12 protein-coding genes and 1 tRNA gene are annotated in these 16,820 nt (G+C 71.8%); 4 read left to right on the top strand and 9 right to left on the bottom strand.

All coding sequences use genetic code 11. The features are described 5' to 3' along the window. Nucleotides 1-32: 32 nt before the first annotated feature. The gene (speA, locus tag K5L01_RS14515; protein WP_250065322.1) at nucleotides 33-1,922 is read right to left on the bottom strand and encodes an arginine decarboxylase; all 1,890 of its coding nucleotides are present in this window, start codon (nucleotides 1,920-1,922) and stop codon (nucleotides 33-35) included. 279 nt (nucleotides 1,923-2,201) lie between these two features. On the opposite strand from speA, the gene speE reads away from it, so the two are divergent. Beyond that, the gene (gene speE / locus K5L01_RS14510; RefSeq protein ID WP_250065321.1) at nucleotides 2,202-3,056 is read left to right on the top strand and encodes a polyamine aminopropyltransferase; all 855 of its coding nucleotides are present in this window, start codon (nucleotides 2,202-2,204) and stop codon (nucleotides 3,054-3,056) included. 279 nt (nucleotides 3,057-3,335) lie between these two features. On the opposite strand, the gene K5L01_RS14505 is transcribed toward speE, so the two are convergent. Together K5L01_RS14505 and K5L01_RS14500 are read right to left on the bottom strand one after the other, a co-directional pair. Beyond that, the gene (locus K5L01_RS14505; protein ID WP_250065320.1) at nucleotides 3,336-4,241 is read right to left on the bottom strand and encodes an aspartyl/asparaginyl beta-hydroxylase domain-containing protein; all 906 of its coding nucleotides are present in this window, start codon (nucleotides 4,239-4,241) and stop codon (nucleotides 3,336-3,338) included. Between the two features lie 539 nt (nucleotides 4,242-4,780). Next, entirely contained in the window at nucleotides 4,781-5,119 is a 339-nt protein-coding gene (locus K5L01_RS14500) for a P-II family nitrogen regulator (RefSeq protein ID WP_057635941.1), read from the bottom strand. Nucleotides 5,120-5,330: 211 nt separating this feature from the next. Here K5L01_RS14500 and ubiK point away from each other — a divergent pair, with 211 nt between their 5' ends. Continuing rightward, complete coding sequence (ubiK, locus tag K5L01_RS14495; protein WP_250065319.1) at nucleotides 5,331-5,585, top strand: ubiquinone biosynthesis accessory factor UbiK; 255 nt, start codon at nucleotides 5,331-5,333, stop codon at nucleotides 5,583-5,585. 296 nt (nucleotides 5,586-5,881) lie between these two features. Next, complete coding sequence (locus K5L01_RS14490; protein WP_250065318.1) at nucleotides 5,882-7,396, top strand: YifB family Mg chelatase-like AAA ATPase; 1,515 nt, start codon at nucleotides 5,882-5,884, stop codon at nucleotides 7,394-7,396. 672 nt (nucleotides 7,397-8,068) lie between these two features. Here K5L01_RS14490 and K5L01_RS14485 read toward each other — a convergent pair. The 6 genes from K5L01_RS14485 to K5L01_RS14460 all read right to left on the bottom strand — a co-directional run bounded on the left by K5L01_RS14485 (nucleotide 8,069) and on the right by K5L01_RS14460 (nucleotide 15,740). Beyond that, a complete protein-coding gene (locus K5L01_RS14485) occupies nucleotides 8,069-11,311 on the bottom strand; it encodes an error-prone DNA polymerase (RefSeq protein WP_336254148.1) in 3,243 nt (1,080 codons plus the stop codon). Beyond that, nucleotides 11,308-12,729, bottom strand: a complete 1,422-nt coding sequence (locus K5L01_RS14480) for a Y-family DNA polymerase (protein WP_250065317.1) — start codon at nucleotides 12,727-12,729, stop codon at nucleotides 11,308-11,310. The genes K5L01_RS14485 and K5L01_RS14480 overlap by 4 nt, the downstream gene beginning before the upstream one ends. A 9-nt stretch (nucleotides 12,730-12,738) precedes the next feature. Continuing rightward, a complete protein-coding gene (imuA, locus tag K5L01_RS14475; RefSeq protein WP_250065316.1) occupies nucleotides 12,739-13,362 on the bottom strand; it encodes a translesion DNA synthesis-associated protein ImuA in 624 nt (207 codons plus the stop codon). Next, nucleotides 13,363-13,968, bottom strand: a complete 606-nt coding sequence (lexA, locus tag K5L01_RS14470) for a transcriptional repressor LexA (protein WP_250065315.1) — start codon at nucleotides 13,966-13,968, stop codon at nucleotides 13,363-13,365. It lies immediately after the preceding gene. A gap of 117 nt (nucleotides 13,969-14,085) precedes the next feature. Further along, entirely contained in the window at nucleotides 14,086-14,751 is a 666-nt protein-coding gene (locus tag K5L01_RS14465) for a CatB-related O-acetyltransferase (protein ID WP_250065314.1), read from the bottom strand. Between the two features lie 912 nt (nucleotides 14,752-15,663). Continuing rightward, nucleotides 15,664-15,740, bottom strand: a tRNA-Arg gene (locus tag K5L01_RS14460). Between the two features lie 132 nt (nucleotides 15,741-15,872). On the opposite strand from K5L01_RS14460, the gene ubiA reads away from it, so the two are divergent. Next, nucleotides 15,873-16,769, top strand: a complete 897-nt coding sequence (gene ubiA, locus K5L01_RS14455; protein ID WP_250065313.1) for a 4-hydroxybenzoate octaprenyltransferase — start codon at nucleotides 15,873-15,875, stop codon at nucleotides 16,767-16,769. The last annotated feature ends 51 nt before the right edge of the window (nucleotides 16,770-16,820 follow it).

Here is a 16,820-nt window from a genome sequence, read left to right as displayed (position 1 = left end):
GCACGCCGGGGAGGGGCGCCTGCCCGCCGGGCTCAGCCCAGGGGTTCGTCGGACAGGTAGGTGTAGCCGGTGAGGCCCGCTTCCAGTTCCGCCTCCAGCGCGGCGGCCTGCGCCGGCGCCAGCGCGGTCGCGGCCAGCCGCTGCCGGTAGGCGGCGCGCAGGTCGTCCAGCTGGTAGCCGACGTAGTCGAGCATCACGTCGGTGGTGTCGCCGCGGCGCTGCGGCGCGATGCGGTAGCCGTCGCCGTCGAGCGCCACTTCCACCGCGTCGGTATCGCCGAACAGGTTGTGGATGTCGCCGAGGATCTCCTGGTAGGCACCGACCAGGAAGAAGCCGATGCAGTAGCTTTCGCCCTTCCCCAGCGCGTGCAGCGGCAACGAGCTGTCCAGGCTCTGGTTCTGCACATAGGTCTCGACCATGCCGTCCGAGTCGCAGGTCATGTCGGCCACCACGCCGCGGCGATCCGGGCGCTCGTCGAGGCGCTGGATCGGCAGGATCGGGAACACCTGGTCGATCGCCCAGACGTCGGGGATCGACTCGAACACGCTGAAGTTGACGAAATACTTGTCCACCAGGCGTTCGTTCAGTTCGTCCAGCACCGGCCGGTGGCTCTTCTCGTCGTAGCTCAGGCGCGCGCGCACGCCATGCGCTACGGCGTAGAACAGGTCGTCGATCCGCGCCCGCTGCGGCAGGTCGATCTGGCCCAGCGCATAGGCGCTCAGGCCCTCGGCATGGAAGTGCTGGGCCTCGTGGAACAGCTCCACCGCCGGGCGCACGTCCAGCTCGCCGTGGATCTCGCGCAGGTGGCGGATCGCCGCGGGTTCATCGTCGTGCGCCTCCGGCACGCGGCCCTCCGGCGCCTGCTCCACCTCGGCGACATTGGCGACCAGCACCGCGTGGTGGGCGGTCATCGCGCGGCCGCACTCGGTGAGGATCCGCGGCGGCGGCAGGCCGTTGGCCTCGCAGGCCTCGGCCAGCGGCTGCACGATGTTGCTGGCGTAGGAGTTCACCCCATAGTTGATCGAGCAGTAGCTGCGCGAGCGGGTGCCCTCGTAGTCCACGCCCAGCCCGCCGCCCACGTCGACGTGGGTGATCTTCGCCCCCAGCCGCGACAGCTCGACGAAGTAGCGGGTCGCCTCGCGCATGCCGTTGGCGATATCGCGCACGTTGCTGATCTGGCTGCCCATGTGGAAGTGCAGCAGGCCCAGGCAGTCGGCGTACTCGGTGTCGCGCAGCGACTTCCACAGGTCCAGCAGCTGCCGCGGGGACAGGCCGAACTTGGCCTTGTCGCCGCCGCTGTTCTGCCATTTCCCGGCGCCCAGCGAGGCCAGCCGCATGCGCACGCCGATCCCCGGCTTCACGTCCAGCGCCCGGGACTCCTCCAGCACCAGCTTCAGCTCGGAGGGTTTCTCGATGACGATGTAGGTCTGCAGGCCCAGCTTGCGGCCGATCAGGGCCAGGCGGATGTACTCGCGGTCCTTGTAGCCGTTGCAGACGACCAGCCCACCCGGCCGCGACAAGGCCAGCACCGCCATGAGTTCGGGCTTGGAACCGGCCTCCAGGCCGAAACCCTCGCCGTGGTGGCTGGCCAGCGTGCCGGCCACCCCGCGCTGCTGGTTGACCTTGATCGGGTACACCGCGGTATAGCCGCCGGTGTAGTCCCACTCCTGCTGGGCATGCGCGAACGCCGCCTGCAGCTTGCCCAGCCGCTGCCCGAGGATGTCCGGGAAGCGCACCAGCAACGGCAGCCTGGCGCCGGCGGCGCGGGCCGAGGCGACCACCTCCGGCAGCGACACCGTGGCGCCGTCGGCGCCTTTCGGGCGCACCACCACGTGTCCCGCGGCGTCCACATCGAAATACCCGTCGGACCAGTGCGGAATCGAATAGGCCTTGCGGGCCAGTTCGAGGGACCAATCGCTCATCGGCGTAGCAACTCTCGGCTAGGGGTGAAAGGAGGCGCATTCTAACGCCTGCGCCCCGGGTGTCCGTTACAATCCGCGCCCGCGCCCCCGGCGCCCCTTCCCGCGACCGGGAACGGGCCGGGACAGGGGCCGGGAGCCGCGCCTCGCGGCGGCCGGCGGCACGGGGCCCTCCCCCGTGTTCATCCGCCGCCCCGCGTACCGCCCCGGCCCGCCAGCGACACGCCTTCACCAGCGACGGGTGGAGGAACAGAACCGCCCTCTCCTCCCAGGACCACCGCCATGACCACCCACGACAACTGGTTCATCGAACACTTCCAGCCGACCGGCTCGGCCATCGGCTTCCGCCTCACCGCCAAGCTGGACGAAGTGCAGTCGCCGTTCCAGAAGATCGAGATCTACGACAGCACCGACTGGGGCAAGCTGATGGTCATCGACGGCGCCATGATGCTGACCGCCAAGGACAACTTCTTCTACCACGAGATGATCAGCCACCCGGTGCTGTTCACCCACCCGGCGCCCAAGCGCGTGGTGATCATCGGCGGCGGCGACTGCGGCACCCTGCGCGAAGTGCTCAAGCACCCGGGCGTGGCCAGCGTCACCCAGTGCGATATCGACGAGCAGGTCACGCGCATGGCCGAGAAGCACTTCCCGGAGCTGTGCCGCTCCAACGGCGACCCGCGCGCCGAACTGCTGTTCGACGACGGCGTGGCCTACATGGCCAACTGCCCGGCCGGCAGCGTGGACGTGGTGATCGTGGATTCCACCGACCCGGTCGGCCCGGGCGAGGGCCTGTTCAACAAGGCCTTCTACGAAAGCTGCTGCAGGGCGCTGAAGGAAGACGGCATCCTGGTCCAGCAGTCCGAGTCGCCGCTGATGCAGCTCGAGCTGATCAACGACATGCGTGCCGAGATGGGCAAGGCCGGCTTCGACTCGTTCAAGACCCTGCCGTTCCCGCAGCCCTGCTACCCGACCGGCTGGTGGAGCGTGACCCTGGCGCGCAAGGGCGGCCGCGGCTTCGACTTCCGCCAGGCCGATTCGAGCACCAAGGCCTTCGACACCCTGTACTACACCGCCGCGCTGCACACCGGCGTGCTGGCCACCCCGCCGTTCGTCGCGTCGGCCCTTCGCGACTGATACGGCAACTCGGCGCGATGCGCTGACACCCCGCGACCGGCCACGAAGACGGCAGGGCCCGGCACGCCGGCCGCCTGCCGCAGGCGGGGACATCCTTGAAGGGAGCGCGGTGCGCCAAGGCCCCCGTGCGGACATCGGCACGGGGTTTCCTGCCGTGACCGGCGCCGCCGGGGCACGCCCCAGGGCCGGCGGGGCCCCTCTGGACGCTCGCGTCGGCGTGCGCGGGAAATCCATCACCGGAGAGACCGGAAGCATCCCCCCGGCCCGGCGCCGGGGCGCTCAGAGCGCCCAGATGCCGACAACCACCGCGGCCACCAGGCCCCACTTGAGCGCGTAGTAGGCCAGCCGGCTGCGTTCGCGCAGCGCCTTGGCCTTCAGCCGCAGCGTGTACAGGTGGCCGAATGCGCGGTTCACGCCGCCGGTCGGGTCGCCCGGCAGGTTGGGCGACGCGCCGCCGGCCAGCAGCGTCGCCGCCACCGCACGGTTGAACAGGCCCGGCAGCCCGAAGCGCAACGGACGGGCGATGTCGCAGAACAGGATCACCCGGTCCTGCGGCGTGTTGTTGTGCGCATGGTGGATGTAGGTCTCGTCGAACATCATCCATTCGCCGTCGCGCCAGCTCTTCCTGATGCCGTCCACCTCGATGTAGCAGCCATCGTCGTTCGGCGTGCTCAGGCCCAGGTGCAGGCGCAGCGAACCGGCGAACGGATCGCGGTGCGGCCGCAGCTCGCTGCCCGGCGGCAGCTGCGCGAACATCGCCGCGCGCACCTCGGGGATCGATTCGATCAGCGCGGTGGTCTTCGGGCACAACGCCCTGGCCGACGGATGCGCGGGACCGTACCAGCGCAGGTAGAAGCGCTTCCAGCCGCGGCGGAAGAACGAATTGAAGCCGGCATCGTTGTAGCTGCTGGAGGCCGCGATCTTCTCCGCGTCGCGCAGCGCCACCGCCTCGTCGCGGATCACCCGCCAGTTCCGGCGCAGCGGTTCGAGTTGCGGGAACACCGCGCCCGGGTCCAGGAACGGCGTGGTCGGCACCCTGGAGAACAGGTACATCACCGCGTTGACCGGGGCCATGAAGGTGGAATGGTCCAGGATCTGCCGCGACCAGCGCGCGCGGACCCTGCCGCGGTACTGCACGAACAGTACGCAGGCCACGAACAGCACAACCAGAGTGGGCTTGATCATCCGAAAGTCGCCGGCCAGCGCCGGCCATCCAGGCAGGGGACGGGAAGCAGGGCGGCCTCCGCTGCAGGCCACCCCGGGGAACGGCGTCCTTGTGCCGGCCGGCACGGTGTCGTCGCATGGCGAGTGGATCATGGTCCGCGGCCGGATCTTCCGGATCAAGCCCGGATCCGGAAACAGTCCATCACGGCCGGCGGCCCGCTTGCCTGGCGTTCAGCCCGGAACCGCGCCAGAGCGGAGCGCCTCGCCGACGGCCGGCCCGCGTCCGGGCAAGCGCATCGCCCGGCCTGCACGATGGCCGGCGTCGCCCTCCGGCGGCCGGCCGTCACCCTCATCGCCAGGCGCCACACGGCTGCGGAGAACGCACCGCCCGGCACCGCGGCGCGACGCGCATCCCAGCATCGGCGGCGGCACACGGAAACCCGGTTTCCACGGCATCCGCCGCCGCAGCGCCGGGGTACCGCACCGCAGGCTGCGGTCGTCCAGCCTCATCCTGGCCCGCTCAGGCGCCGGCCGCACCCGCCCCCGCGGGCCGGCGTGGCTCAGAGCGCGTCCGCGTCCACTTCGCCGGTACGGATGCGCACCACGCTGCCCAGATCGTAGACGAACACCTTGCCGTCGCCGATCTTGCCGGTACCGGCGGCCTTGACGATGGCTTCCACCACCTCGTCGGCCTGGGCGTCGGTGACGGCCACCTCGATCTTCACCTTGGGCAGGAAATCGACCACGTACTCGGCGCCGCGGTACAGCTCGGTATGACCCTTCTGCCGCCCGAACCCCTTGACCTCGGTGACGGTGATGCCGGCCACGCCCCGTTCGGCGAGCGCCTCGCGCACGTCGTCCAGCTTGAACGGCTTGACGATGGCCATGATCATTTTCATCGGTCGGGTTCCTGTGGGTAGCGGACGGTCAGGCCGTGAAGGATAACGTGCCCGGCCCAGGCCGTGGAAAGCCTCCGCCGCCGGGAAATGCGGCGCCCGCATGTCGCGGTGGACGCCGAAGGACTATCCTTACCGCTCCATGCTGCAGAGCCCGATGGCCGCGACCGCGGTGGGTGTCCAATCTGCCAACCAGCCCCTGCGGAGACCGTCCATGATCGACCTGAACCACATCGACGCGCTGGCCCGCCGCCTGAGCGACCTGGTACCGCCCGGACTGCGCGAATCCCGCGAGGAGCTGCAGGCCACCTTCAAGAGCGCCCTGCAGGCCGGCCTGGCCCGGCTGGACCTGGTCACCCGCGAGGAGTTCGAGGTGCAGCGCGCCGTGCTGCTGCGCACCCGCGAGAAGCTGGACGCGCTGGAGCTGGCCGTCGCACAGCTGGAAGCGCGCACCCCCGACGACGCCTGAGCGTCCCGGGTCCGCCCAACCGGCAGGGCGGATGCCGCCAGCCGGCCGGCGTCCTCCGGCTTCCCGAAGAATCCCCGTCACCGACCGCGCGGCCGATGCCGCACGCCCGTTGGCGGTGGACGGACGAAACGCAGGTGGAATCTGCCGATGATGCGCCACACCTCCGGACCGCCCCCCGCATCGCCCCCATCCGTCGGCATCGCCCGCCAGCGGAGTAGGCGGCGGCCGGTGCCGGGCCGGCACCCCCCGCACGCCGGCATTCGCATCCACCCGGGCACCGCCGCAGGGCCGGCGCGGTGAGCCTGGCACTGGTGCACAGCCGCGCCCGCGCCGGCGTGCAGGCGCCGCCGGTCAGGGTCGAAGTGCACCTGTCCGGCGGCCTGCCCTGTACCCAGATCGTGGGCCTGCCCGAGGCGGCGGTCCGCGAATCCCGCGACCGCGTGCGCGCCGCCCTGCTCTGCGCCCGGTTCGAGTTCCCGGCACGCCGCATCACCATCAACCTGGCCCCGGCCGACCTGCCCAAGGACGGGGGCCGCTTCGACCTGCCGATCGCACTGGGCATCCTCGCCGCCAGCGGCCAGATCGACCGGCAGGCACTGTCCGCCCACGAATTCATCGGCGAACTGGCGCTGACCGGAGAGCTGCGCGGCGTGGACGGCGCATTGCCGGCCGCCATCGCCGCGGCCGCGGCGCAGCGCACCCTGGTGGTGGCGCCGGACAATGCCGCCGAAGCCGCCCTGGCACGGCAGGCATCGGTCAAGGTCGCGCGCACCCTGCTGGAGGTCTGCGCCGCCCTGGCCGGCGAAAAGGTGCTGCCCGACGCTGCGCCGGCGCCCACCAGGCCGGCACGGCAACCGGACCTGGCCGATGTGCGCGGCCATGCGCATGCGCGCCGCGCACTGGAGATCGCCGCGGCCGGTGGCCACCATCTGCTGCTGGTCGGCCCGCCCGGATGCGGCAAGACCCTGCTGGCCTCGCGGCTGCCCGGCATCCTGCCCGACGCCGGCGAGACCGAAGCCCTGGAGACCGCGGCCGTCGCCTCGGCCAGCGGGCAGGGCGTGGACCCGACGCACTGGCGGCAACGGCCCTACAGGGCACCGCACCACACCGCCAGCGCCGTGGCGCTCGTCGGGGGCGGCGCGATGCCGCGCCCCGGCGAGGTATCGCTGGCCCACAACGGCGTGCTGTTCCTCGACGAACTGCCCGAATGGAAGCGGGCGACGCTGGAAGTCCTGCGCGAACCGCTGGAAGCCGCGCAGGTGACGATCTCACGGGCCGCACGCAGCGCCGTGTTCCCCGCCCGCTTCCAGCTGGTGGCGGCGATGAATCCCTGCCCCTGCGGCTGGGCCGGCGACCGTAGTGGCCGCTGCCGCTGCCCGGGCGACGCCATCGCACGCTACCGCGCACGCCTCTCCGGCCCGCTGCTGGACCGCATCGACCTGCACCTGCTGGTGCCGCGCCTGCCACCGGCCGACCTGCATGGCCAGGCAGCAACGGGTGAAACCAGCGCCACCGTGCGGGCGCGGGTGACGCAGGCCCGCGAGCGCCAGCTGCAGCGCGCAGGCCTGCCCAATGCCTGGCTGGATCCCGGCGGCACCTTGCGCGATTGCGTCCTCGCCGCAGCCGAGCGGGCCCTGCTCGACCAGGCGATGGAGCGCCTGCAGCTGTCCGCGCGCTCGATGCACCGCATCCTGCGCGTGGCCCGCACCATCGCCGACCTGGCCGGCGGCGGGCCCATCGAACGCCCCCACCTTGCCGAAGCCATCGGCTACCGCCAGCTGGATCGCGGCCCCCTGGACCCTTCCCCATAGGCCCGGCCCCACCCCGCCGGCGCATCACCGGCCAAGCCCGCCGGGCACGGCCCGGCGCTACAGAACCTCACCCTCTTGTAGAGCGGGACCCCGCCCCGCTGGCGCATCACCGGTCAAGCCCGGTTCCGATCACCTACGTGCGCGGTCATGCGGTGAGGTGCGTGTTCGAATCGCCGCGGGTGCGGCCGATGAAGGACTACGGCTACCGCGATGTCTACGACGCCGGCACCGAACGGCGCACCGGCATTCCGCCACGCAGCCTCGTCATCCACCGCTACCCGGCCTGCGTGGCGTCGGCACGCGGACCCGCAGCGTGTTCAACCCGGAACAGCGTGCAGTGGTCGGGGCTGCTGTCGGTGCTCTTCGGGCGCCTGGGCGTGCGCAGCCGCACCCCGGCCAGCGGGGTGCGGTGCGGTGCTCCGCTGCCGGTCAAGCTGCCGGGCGGGCGGACGCCGCCGGCGCCGGCCGAGGGCGAAGAACGGCAGGGGCCGCCGTGGCCGGGCCCGCCGCATACCGCGCCGGTGCCGACGGTGGCCATCCTCCGGCGGCGGTCAGCGCCAGTGCGTACTGGCACCGGGCGGCATGCAGCACCGAATCGGCGGCGCTGCCGGGCGCTGCGAAGGTGGCGCCCCGCCTGCGCCGCTCCGTTGGGGGCGCCCCCCGTACGCCACCCTAGTGGAAGTCGCGCGAGCGGGTCTGCAGATCGCCCAGCAGGTGGCTGAGGTCGTGCAGGTCGCGGGCGATCAGGTGCTGCACGCCGTCCACCTGTTCCCAGCGCCCGCGCACCGCCATCAAGCGCGCGCCCAGCAGCACCTTGCGCCGGCGCGCGGCCAGGTCCTGCCACACCACGACATTGAGCGGACCGTGCTCGTCCTCGAGGGTGACGAACACCGTGCCCTTGGCGGTGCCCGGGCGCTGCCGCTGCACGACGATGCCGGCCACGTGCGCGCCGCGTCCATGCGGCAGCTGCCGGACCTGGGCGGTGTCGAGTACCCGCTCGCGCCGCAGCCGCGCACGCAACAGCGACAGCGGGTGCGTGCCAAGGGTGAGGCCGAGCGTGCGGTAGTCGGCCAGCACGTCCTCGCCGGTCGAAGGCGCCGGCAACGTCACCGCCTCCTCGTCCGGACTGCCGGGCAACAGCGGCCGTTGCCGCTCGATGCCGGCCACCTCCCAACGGGCGGCATGGCGGTGTCCGGCCAGTGCCTGCAGCGCGCCGGCCTCGGCCAGTGCGCGCCGCGCCCGGTCGTCCAGGCCGGCGCGCAGGCACAGGTCGCGCACATCGGCGAACGGGCGCTGCATGCGGGCGGCGACGATGGCCTGCGCCTGCACGTCGGACAGCCCGGCCACCTGGCGCAGGCCCAGCCGGACCGCCGCCTGCCCTGCGTCGTCGTCCCCGCCGCGGCGTACCCGCCCGCCTTCCAGCGTGTTGTCCCATCCGCTGCAGGTCACGTCCACCGGCCGCACCTCCACACCACGGCGTCCACCACGGCCCTCGCGGCGCGCGTCCTGCACGATCTCGCTGGGCGAGTAGAAACCCATCGGCTGCGCGTTGAGCAGGGCGCAGGCGAAGGCCGCCGGTTCGTGGCGCTTGAGCCAGCTGCTGATGTAGACCAGCTTGGCGAACGAAGCGGCATGGCTCTGCGGGAAGCCATAGGAACCGAAGCCCTTGATCTGCTCGAAGATCTGCTCGATGAATTCGTCGGAGTAGTTTTTTCCCTTCATCAATCCGCGGATCTTTTCGCGATGCGGCTCCATGTCGCCCCCCCGTCCCCAGGCCGCCATCGAGCGCCGTAGATGATCCGCCTCATGCTCCTCGTAGCCGGCATGGATCACCAGTTCCATCACCTGCTCCTGGAACAGCGGAATACCCAGTGTGGGCTTCAGGATGTCCCTGATGCCCTCGGAGGGATAGCTCACCTTCTCCTGCTTCTGCCGCCGCCGCAGGTAGGGATGCACCATGCCGCCCTGGATTGGCCCGGGACGCACGATCGCCACTTCGATCACCAGGTCATAGAAACAGCGGGGCTTCAGCCGCGGCAGCATGCTCATCTGCGCGCGCGATTCGATCTGGAACACACCGACGGTATCGGCGGCCTCGATCATGTCGTAGGTGCCGGCGTCGTCGGCAGGCGCTGCCAGGTCGACGCGGTAGCCGCGATGGCGCTCCACCAGTTCCAGCGCCTTGCGGATGCAGGTGAGCATGCCCAGCGCCAGGCAGTCGACCTTGAGCAGCTTCATCGTCTCCAGGTCGTCCTTGTCCCACTGGATGATGGTGCGCCCGTCCATGGCCGCGTTCTCCACCGGCACCACGGTGGACAGCGGCGCGTCGCCGATGACGAAGCCGCCCACGTGCTGGGACAGGTGGCGCGGATGGCCGCGCAGCTGCGCGGTGACCGCCATCAGCCGCTGGATCAGCGGATTGCCGGGATCGAAACCGGTCTCGCGCAGCCGCTGCGCCATCGGCACGTCGCCATTGCCCCAGCCATGGCATCCGGCCAGCAGCGCTATCTGGTCCGGCGGCAGGCCGAAGGCGCGGGCCACATCGCGCACCGCGCTCTTGCCGCGGTAGCGGATCACCGTGGCCGCCAGCGCGGCGCGGTGGCGGCCGTACTTGCCATAGACGTACTGCAGCACTTCCTCGCGCCGCTCGTGCTCGAAGTCCACGTCGATGTCCGGCGGCTCATCGCGCTCGCGTGACAGGAAGCGCGCCATCAGCAGGCGGCTTTCGGCCGGGTTCACCACGGTGATGCCCAAGGCGAAGCACACCGCCGAATTGGCCGAGGAGCCACGGCCCTGGCACAGGATGCCGCGCTCCCTGGCGAAACGCACGATGTCCTGCACGGTCAGGAAGAAGGCCTCGTACTGCTTGCAGGCGATCAGTTCGAGCTCGTCGTCGATCTGCCGGGCGACATCGGGCGGCGTTCCCTCCGGCCAGCGTTCGCGCATGCCGCGCACGGTCAGCTCGCGCAGCCAGCTGGCAGGCGTATGCCCGGCCGGCACCAGTTCGGCGGGGTAGCGGTACTGCAGCTGGCCCATGTCGAAGCTGCAGCGGCGCGCCAACCGCACCGCGTTGTCCAGCAGCGCCGGCGGATGGATGTTGCCCAGTGCGCGGCGGGTGCGCAGGTGGCGCTCGCCGTTGCGGAACAGGTGCGCACCGCAGTCGGCCAGCGGCAGGTTGTGGCGGATGGCGGTCATCGTGTCCTGCAGCATGCGGCGGCGGCGTACGTCCATGTGCACGTCGCCGCTGGCCAGCGGCGTCATCCGCAGGGCTTCGGCCAGTGCGAGCAGCCGCTGCAGCCGCGCGGCATCGTCCTGCTCTCGGTGCAGCTCCACCGCCAGGTGCGCGCGCTCGCCGAACCGCGCCCGCAGCCAGTGCCCCTGTTCTTCCTGCGGCTCCAGGCCCGGCAGCCACAGCGCGAACAGGCCCGAGGCCGCTGGCGCCAGGCCGCCCAGCACCGCCTCCACGTCCCTGCGCTCCAGCAGGTAATCGCCCTTGCCGGCGGCGCGGCGGCCGCGGGTGATCAGGTCGCACAGCCGCGTGTAACCGGCGGCGGTTTCCACCAGCAGCACGCAGCGCAGGCCGCAGGCCAGGGCGAACTCGCTGCCGACCACCAGCTTCACGCCGCTGGCGCGCGCCGCTTCCCAGGCGCGCACGATGCCGGCCAGCGAACACTCGTCGGTGATCGCCAGCGCTTCGTAGCCGCAGTCGCGCGCACGCGCGAACAGCTCTTCGGCACTGGCCGCGCCCCGCAGGAAGGAAAAATCGGACAGGCAGTGCAGTTCGGCGTAGGCGGGCAGGGATTCCTCGCCGGGCGCGCCATCGTTGGCGGCTTCGCGGCCCAGCCGCTGCGCCACTTCCCAGGCACGCGGCACGCGGGTGCCGGCATGCGAATCGCGCGATTCGCGCCGGCTCACGCGAACCACCCGTGCAGCATCCAGCCGCCCTGCTCGCCCGGTGGCGCGAATGCCCAGGCGCGCTGGCCCTGCGAGGTTTCCAGCACGTAGTAGTCGCGGCGCGCGTCGTCGCCGTCCCACCAGCCGCTTTCCAGCCGCTCCGGACCGGACACGATGCGCGGGCGCGGATCGCGCAGCGGCACCGGCCGCGGCAGCAGCCAGGCCGGCCGCGGCGGCCCCCCCGGTGCGGCCTCGCCGATGCGGCCTTCGTCGCCCTGCAGCGGCCGCCAGGCACGTTCCGGGCGCGGATCGGTGGTCGGCGCGATGCGGTGCACCGCGGTGTCGCCCAGCCGCGCACGCAGGCGCTCGCGCAGCTGCGGCCAAGGCTGCTGCTGGCGCGTGCGCGTATCGAACAGGTCGCGCGAGGCCGGCACGAACGGCGGCAGGTCGCGCGCCAGCAGGCGCAGCGCGACCACCGGCCGGTCGATCCGCACCTGCTCCAGGCGGTTGCGCACCAGCTCGAACAGCAGCGCCGGCTCGCGCTCGGCGGCCAGCAGCCCCACCGCCACGTCGCTGTGGCCTTCCTCGTGCTCCAGCCGCAGCACGAAGCGCTGCACGCCGCCATCGCGCACCGACAGGTAGGTGCACAGGTCGCCGACCAGGCGGCGCAGCGGGAACAGCAGCGCGGTATGGCGCTCGACCTCGTAGCCCAGTTCCAGGCGCGCGTCGAAGTGGTCCGGCGGCGCGTAGTACGCCAGCGGGTCGTCGGCCTGGCCGTAGAGCCGGTCCAGGTGTTCCAGCAGCGGCAGGCCGAAACGGCGGCGCAGGGCGTCGCGCGGCAGCGCGCGCAGCGTGCGCAGGTCGCCGATGCCCATGTGCCGCAGGCGCTCGCCGGCATCGTCCGGCAACCGCGCGCGGCGCACCGGCACGCGGTCCAGCAAGGCCGCCATCGCCGCCGGCTGCGTCACCGCCAGGCCATCGCGCAGGCCGGCCAGCACGCGCGCGGCGCGTGGCGTCGGCGCCATCGCGATGCGGTGGCGGAAGCCCAGCTGCCGCAGTTCCTCGCGCAACCGTGCCTCGATGCGCGGCCAGGGACCGAGCAGGGCGAAGCTGGCGCGCACCTCCAGCACGATGCAGCCGGGCCACTGGGCGCTGACCAGCGAGCTGTGCCGGTAGGCCCAGGCGGCAAGGAAACGCTGCCAGCGCTGTTCGGCCTGCGGATCGTGCTCGACCAGGGCCAGCCCGGGCAGCAAGGCATGCGCGGCGGTCAGGCGCATGCCGGGCTGCACGCCGGCGGCCGCCGCGGCGGCATTGACCGCATGCAGGGTGCGCAGTTGTGCCGGGCCACCGACCAGGGCCAGTGGCGCCTGTGGATCAGGACAGCGGCGGAGGACGGCGTCCAGCGCCAGCTGCGGCAGCAGTACACAGGCCCAGAGCATGGCCGTGGCTCACCCTGTGGCCAGGGCGAAGGTGCGCGCCGGCGCCGGACCGCCGCGGCACTTGCGCACCTGCCAGGCGGTGCCGCCGCGCGCGTCGCGCACCGCTTCCAGGCGCAGCGCGGCCGGCGAGGGGTTGGCGGCATGGCGGCGATCGCGCAGCGCGAAGCCCAGGCTCTGCCCGCTGTCGGCCGCCACCTGCAACCGCCGCAATGCCTGGGCATCGGCCTGCTGCGGCCAGCCGAGCACCGCGGCGCAGGCGCCGCTGCGCAGGCACTGCTCGAATGCCCACAGCGCATCGCGCGGCGTCGCCTGCACGATCTCCAGGTGTTCCAGGGCCACGCCCGCGGCCTGCCAGGCCGGGGCATAGGGCACGTAGGGCGGCGCGATCACCGCTACGGTCCCGCCGGCCCGGCTCAGCCGCGCCAGGGTCGGCAGCAGCAGCGCCAGTTCGCCCACGCCATCGGCCGGCAGCAGCAGCTCGCTCAGCGCATGCCGCGGCCAGCCGCCCTGCGGCAGCAGCGCATCGAGGGCGGGATGACCGCTGGATTCGCCCGCCGCCGCCGCGGCGGTGCGTCCGGCGTGCCACAGCGTCTGCGCGGCCAGCAGGCCGTCGAGGGCGGTCACCATCGCCATTCAACCCGGCCGTACCAGCCCGCAGTAGACTCCCTCGATGGCGAAGTCCTGGCCCGGGCGCACCTCGATCGGCGCATGCGCGCGGTTGCGTGGCAGCAGGTGGATCCGGTGCGGCCCCCGCTGCAGGCGCTTGATGGTCAGCTCGCCATCGACGCGCGCCACCACGGTCTGGCCGTCGCGGGCCTCGGGGGTGCGCTGCACCCCGACCAGGTCACCGTCGAGGATGCCGTCGTCGATCATCGAGTCACCCTGCACCCGCAGCAGGTAGTCCGGGCGCAGCGTGAACAGCCGCCGGTCCAGCCAGAACTGCTGGTCCAGGCCGATGTCGGCGCCGATCGGCGGGCCCGCGGCCACCCGCCCCAGCACCGGCAGGGGCAGCAGGTCGGCCCCGCCACCGGGCAGGCGCAGGCCGCGCTTGCGCCCCGGCACCTGCTCCAGCAGGCCCTCGGCCAGCAGCGCCTGCACATGCTTCTGCGCGGCATTGCGCGAGGAAAAGCCGAACGCCGCGGCGATCTCGGCCAGGCTGGGCGCATGCCCGGCCGCCAGCTCCCGGCGCAGATAGGCGAGGACGGCGGCGCGTTGCGGTGGCAGGTCGGCGGGGATCATGGGTGTACATATGTACACCCTGGCGGCGGATCACGCCAGCGGTCCGCCGCATGCCCGGCGGCGGCGCGCCGCTCCCGCCGTCCGCCGCCGGCTACCGGGCCGGCCCGGCCCTGTCCGTCAGCCCGCGTCGCCCTGGGCGCGGTCGTGGTCGGCCGCCGCGGCGGTCAGCGCCTCGATGTCAGCAGCCGTGATCAGCGCCTTCAAGGCCTCGAACTTCGCCTCCGGCCACTGGTAGATGCCCAGCGCCAGGAGCCGCTGCACCGTCCCGGCGGGGAACCGCTGGCGGAGGGGCACGGCCGGATTGCCGGCGACGATCGTGTAGGGCGCCACGTCCTTGGTCACGATCGCCCCGGAAGCGACGACCGCTCCCTCGCCGATGCTCACGCCGGGCATGATCATCGCCCGCATGCCGATCCAGGCGCCGTCGCCGATCACCGTGTCGCCCTTGCCGACATAGGCCTCGCACACCTTGTCGGCGAACGGATACAGGCTGAACCAGTCGGTGCGGTGGGTGTGGTTGCCGCCCATCAGGATGACCGCCTCGGCCCCGATGCAGACGTAGTCGCCGATGTACAGCTGGTCGATGGGCCACTGCGGCTCCCAGGTCTTGAGGCTGTACGCATCACCGTAGTGATAGCGGACCACGCTTTCCTCGAAGCTGCCGGTCCAGGCGTTGCTGTAGTAACTGTGGGTACCGCGGACATGGATGTTCGGATTGCGCACCGTCTGGTGCAGCAGCTCCACCATCGACCAGTGCCGGGCCGGGATCTGTTCCGTTGTCATGAGGCGATGTTTCTCCATCGGGGTATGGGGGCGGAAGAGGGCGGCCACAGGTGCCGGCAGAGCGCCGTCGCGCGGACAGGCGCGGGCACGGGTGGCGACCGCCATCGACGACCGCGGCACCGGCCGCTTCCACAGGCATGGGAAGCATTGCCGGCGCAGGGCCCGCAGCAGCCTAGCAGGCAAGCCCCCGTTGCGGGCACTGCCGCACTCTCCCGCCCGTGGCATGCCGGCGGTCAATCGGCCGCCAGGCTGGCAGAGGCGTCCGGGAGATGCGAGGCCTGCCCTGGAGGGATTCCCGTTGTCGGCCCAAGCTTGTGCAGCGGTCGCGGCGGCATGCTTGAAAACCGTTGCGGCAGGATGCCAGGGCGGCCGCGGTGGCGCGACGTTCAGGCAGGACAGCGCGAGAGGGTTGCGGACAGCAGGGGCTCCTCTGCTGGCAGGTCGATGCATGCAGCCGGCATTTCGGCCAATGGCGGCCACATACGAAATCCGACCGCCCGAAACCCGACCGACAGGTCACGGAGTCAGGCCGGATTGGCAGCAAGCAGGCCAACCGTCGCTTCATGCGGGTCATTGACCAGGATGGAGCCATTCTCCTTGGTCCCCGTAGCGGCCAACGGATGCCGCGGAACACCAGGTGCTCGTCCGCGCTGTGCCGCCCCGGGTGGCCCGTGGCGGCGCTCACGTACTGGCCGTCGCTCCCCCGGCCAACCCCGCCCCCGGGACCCTGGCCCGCCGACGGATGGAACAGACCCAGCCCGTTACCCTTGAACACCGCCGACATGCCGCATGGGCTCCCGGGCAGGGCCGGATTGCAATGGATGCCTCTAGGCCGAGCCGGACGCAAAGCCGCAAAAACCCCGGGTTTCCCCGGGGTTCCTGGACGTCTCGAGACAGGCTCGGACTGCTGTCTGGCGCGCCTGGAGGGATTCGAACCCCCGACCAATGGCTTCGGAAGCCACTACTCTATCCGGCTGAGCTACAGGCGCGTTGTCTGCTGCATGGGGCAATGCCCCTGCCGACCGGCGCTGCCGGGCGGACGCGCATTCTAACGGCAAATGCATGCGCAGGTCTGCCCCCACGAGCGATGGCCCGCCATGCGCTGCTGGTAACCTGTGCACATGGGTGACGAACGACACGACCGCCAGCCGCCGGCGCATGCGCCTTCGCGGCTGTCCCACTACTGGAAACTGATGCGCGCCGACCGCCCGATCGGCACCCTGCTGCTGCTGTGGCCGACCTGGTGGGCGCTGTGGCTGGCGGCCGGCGGGCGGCCGCCGCTGTGGATCCTGTTCGTGTTCACCGCCGGGGTCTGGCTGACCCGCTCGGCCGGCTGCGTGATCAACGACTACGCCGACCGCTGGCTGGACCCGCACGTCAAGCGCACCAAGGATCGCCCGCTGGCCACCGGTGCGGTGTCCGGGCGCGGAGCGCTGGCGCTGTTCGCCGGGCTGATGCTGGTCGCCTTCGCGCTGGTGCTGACCCTGAACCGGCTGACCATCGGCCTGAGCGTGGTCGGGGTGTTCCTGGCCGCCACCTACCCGTACCTCAAGCGCCATACCCACCTGCCGCAGGTCTACCTGGGCATGGCCTTCGGCTGGGGCATCCCCATGGCCTTCGCCGCGGTGCAGGGCGAGGTGCCGCCACTGGGCTGGCTGCTGTATGCGGCCAACATCCTCTGGTCCACCGCCTACGACACCTGGTACGCCATGGTGGACCGCGACGACGACCTCAAGGTCGGCGCGCGCTCCACCGCCATCCTGTTCGGCGACCTGGACCTGGTGATCCAGGGCATCCTCTATGCGCTGTTCTTCGCGACGATGGCCCTCGCCGGGCAGCGCGCCGGACTCGGCCTCCTGTACTGGACCGGGCTGGCCGTGGCCGTGGCCCTGGTGGCCTGGGAATTCCGGCTGTGCCGCGGGCGCGGGCGCGACGCCTGCTTCCGCGCCTTCCTGCACAACAACTGGGTCGGTGCGGCGCTGTTCGCCGGCATCGTCGCCAGCCAGTACCTGGACTGAGCCGCGGACGGCCCGCTTCGCCGCGGGCCGTCCGCAAGGATGCGGCCGCCG

It is taken from the genome of Stenotrophomonas mori (assembly GCF_023556335.1).
Taxonomy (GTDB): Bacteria; Pseudomonadota; Gammaproteobacteria; order Xanthomonadales; family Xanthomonadaceae; genus Stenotrophomonas; species Stenotrophomonas mori.
The sequence above is the reverse complement of the archived record's forward strand: the minus strand, read 5'-3'. Positions and strand labels throughout refer to the sequence as shown.

Coding starts and splice junctions, on each gene's coding strand:
- speA (WP_250065322.1), bottom strand. CDS start 1,922: ATGAGCGATTGGTCCCTCGAACTGGCCCGCAAGGCCTATTCGATTCCG.
- speE (WP_250065321.1), top strand. CDS start 2,202: ATGACCACCCACGACAACTGGTTCATCGAACACTTCCAGCCGACCGGC.
- K5L01_RS14505 (WP_250065320.1), bottom strand. CDS start 4,241: ATGATCAAGCCCACTCTGGTTGTGCTGTTCGTGGCCTGCGTACTGTTC.
- K5L01_RS14500 (WP_057635941.1), bottom strand. CDS start 5,119: ATGAAAATGATCATGGCCATCGTCAAGCCGTTCAAGCTGGACGACGTG.
- ubiK (WP_250065319.1), top strand. CDS start 5,331: ATGATCGACCTGAACCACATCGACGCGCTGGCCCGCCGCCTGAGCGAC.
- K5L01_RS14480 (WP_250065317.1), bottom strand. CDS start 12,729: ATGCTCTGGGCCTGTGTACTGCTGCCGCAGCTGGCGCTGGACGCCGTC.
- imuA (WP_250065316.1), bottom strand. CDS start 13,362: ATGGCGATGGTGACCGCCCTCGACGGCCTGCTGGCCGCGCAGACGCTG.
- lexA (WP_250065315.1), bottom strand. CDS start 13,968: ATGATCCCCGCCGACCTGCCACCGCAACGCGCCGCCGTCCTCGCCTAT.
- K5L01_RS14465 (WP_250065314.1), bottom strand. CDS start 14,751: ATGACAACGGAACAGATCCCGGCCCGGCACTGGTCGATGGTGGAGCTG.
- ubiA (WP_250065313.1), top strand. CDS start 15,873: ATGGGTGACGAACGACACGACCGCCAGCCGCCGGCGCATGCGCCTTCG.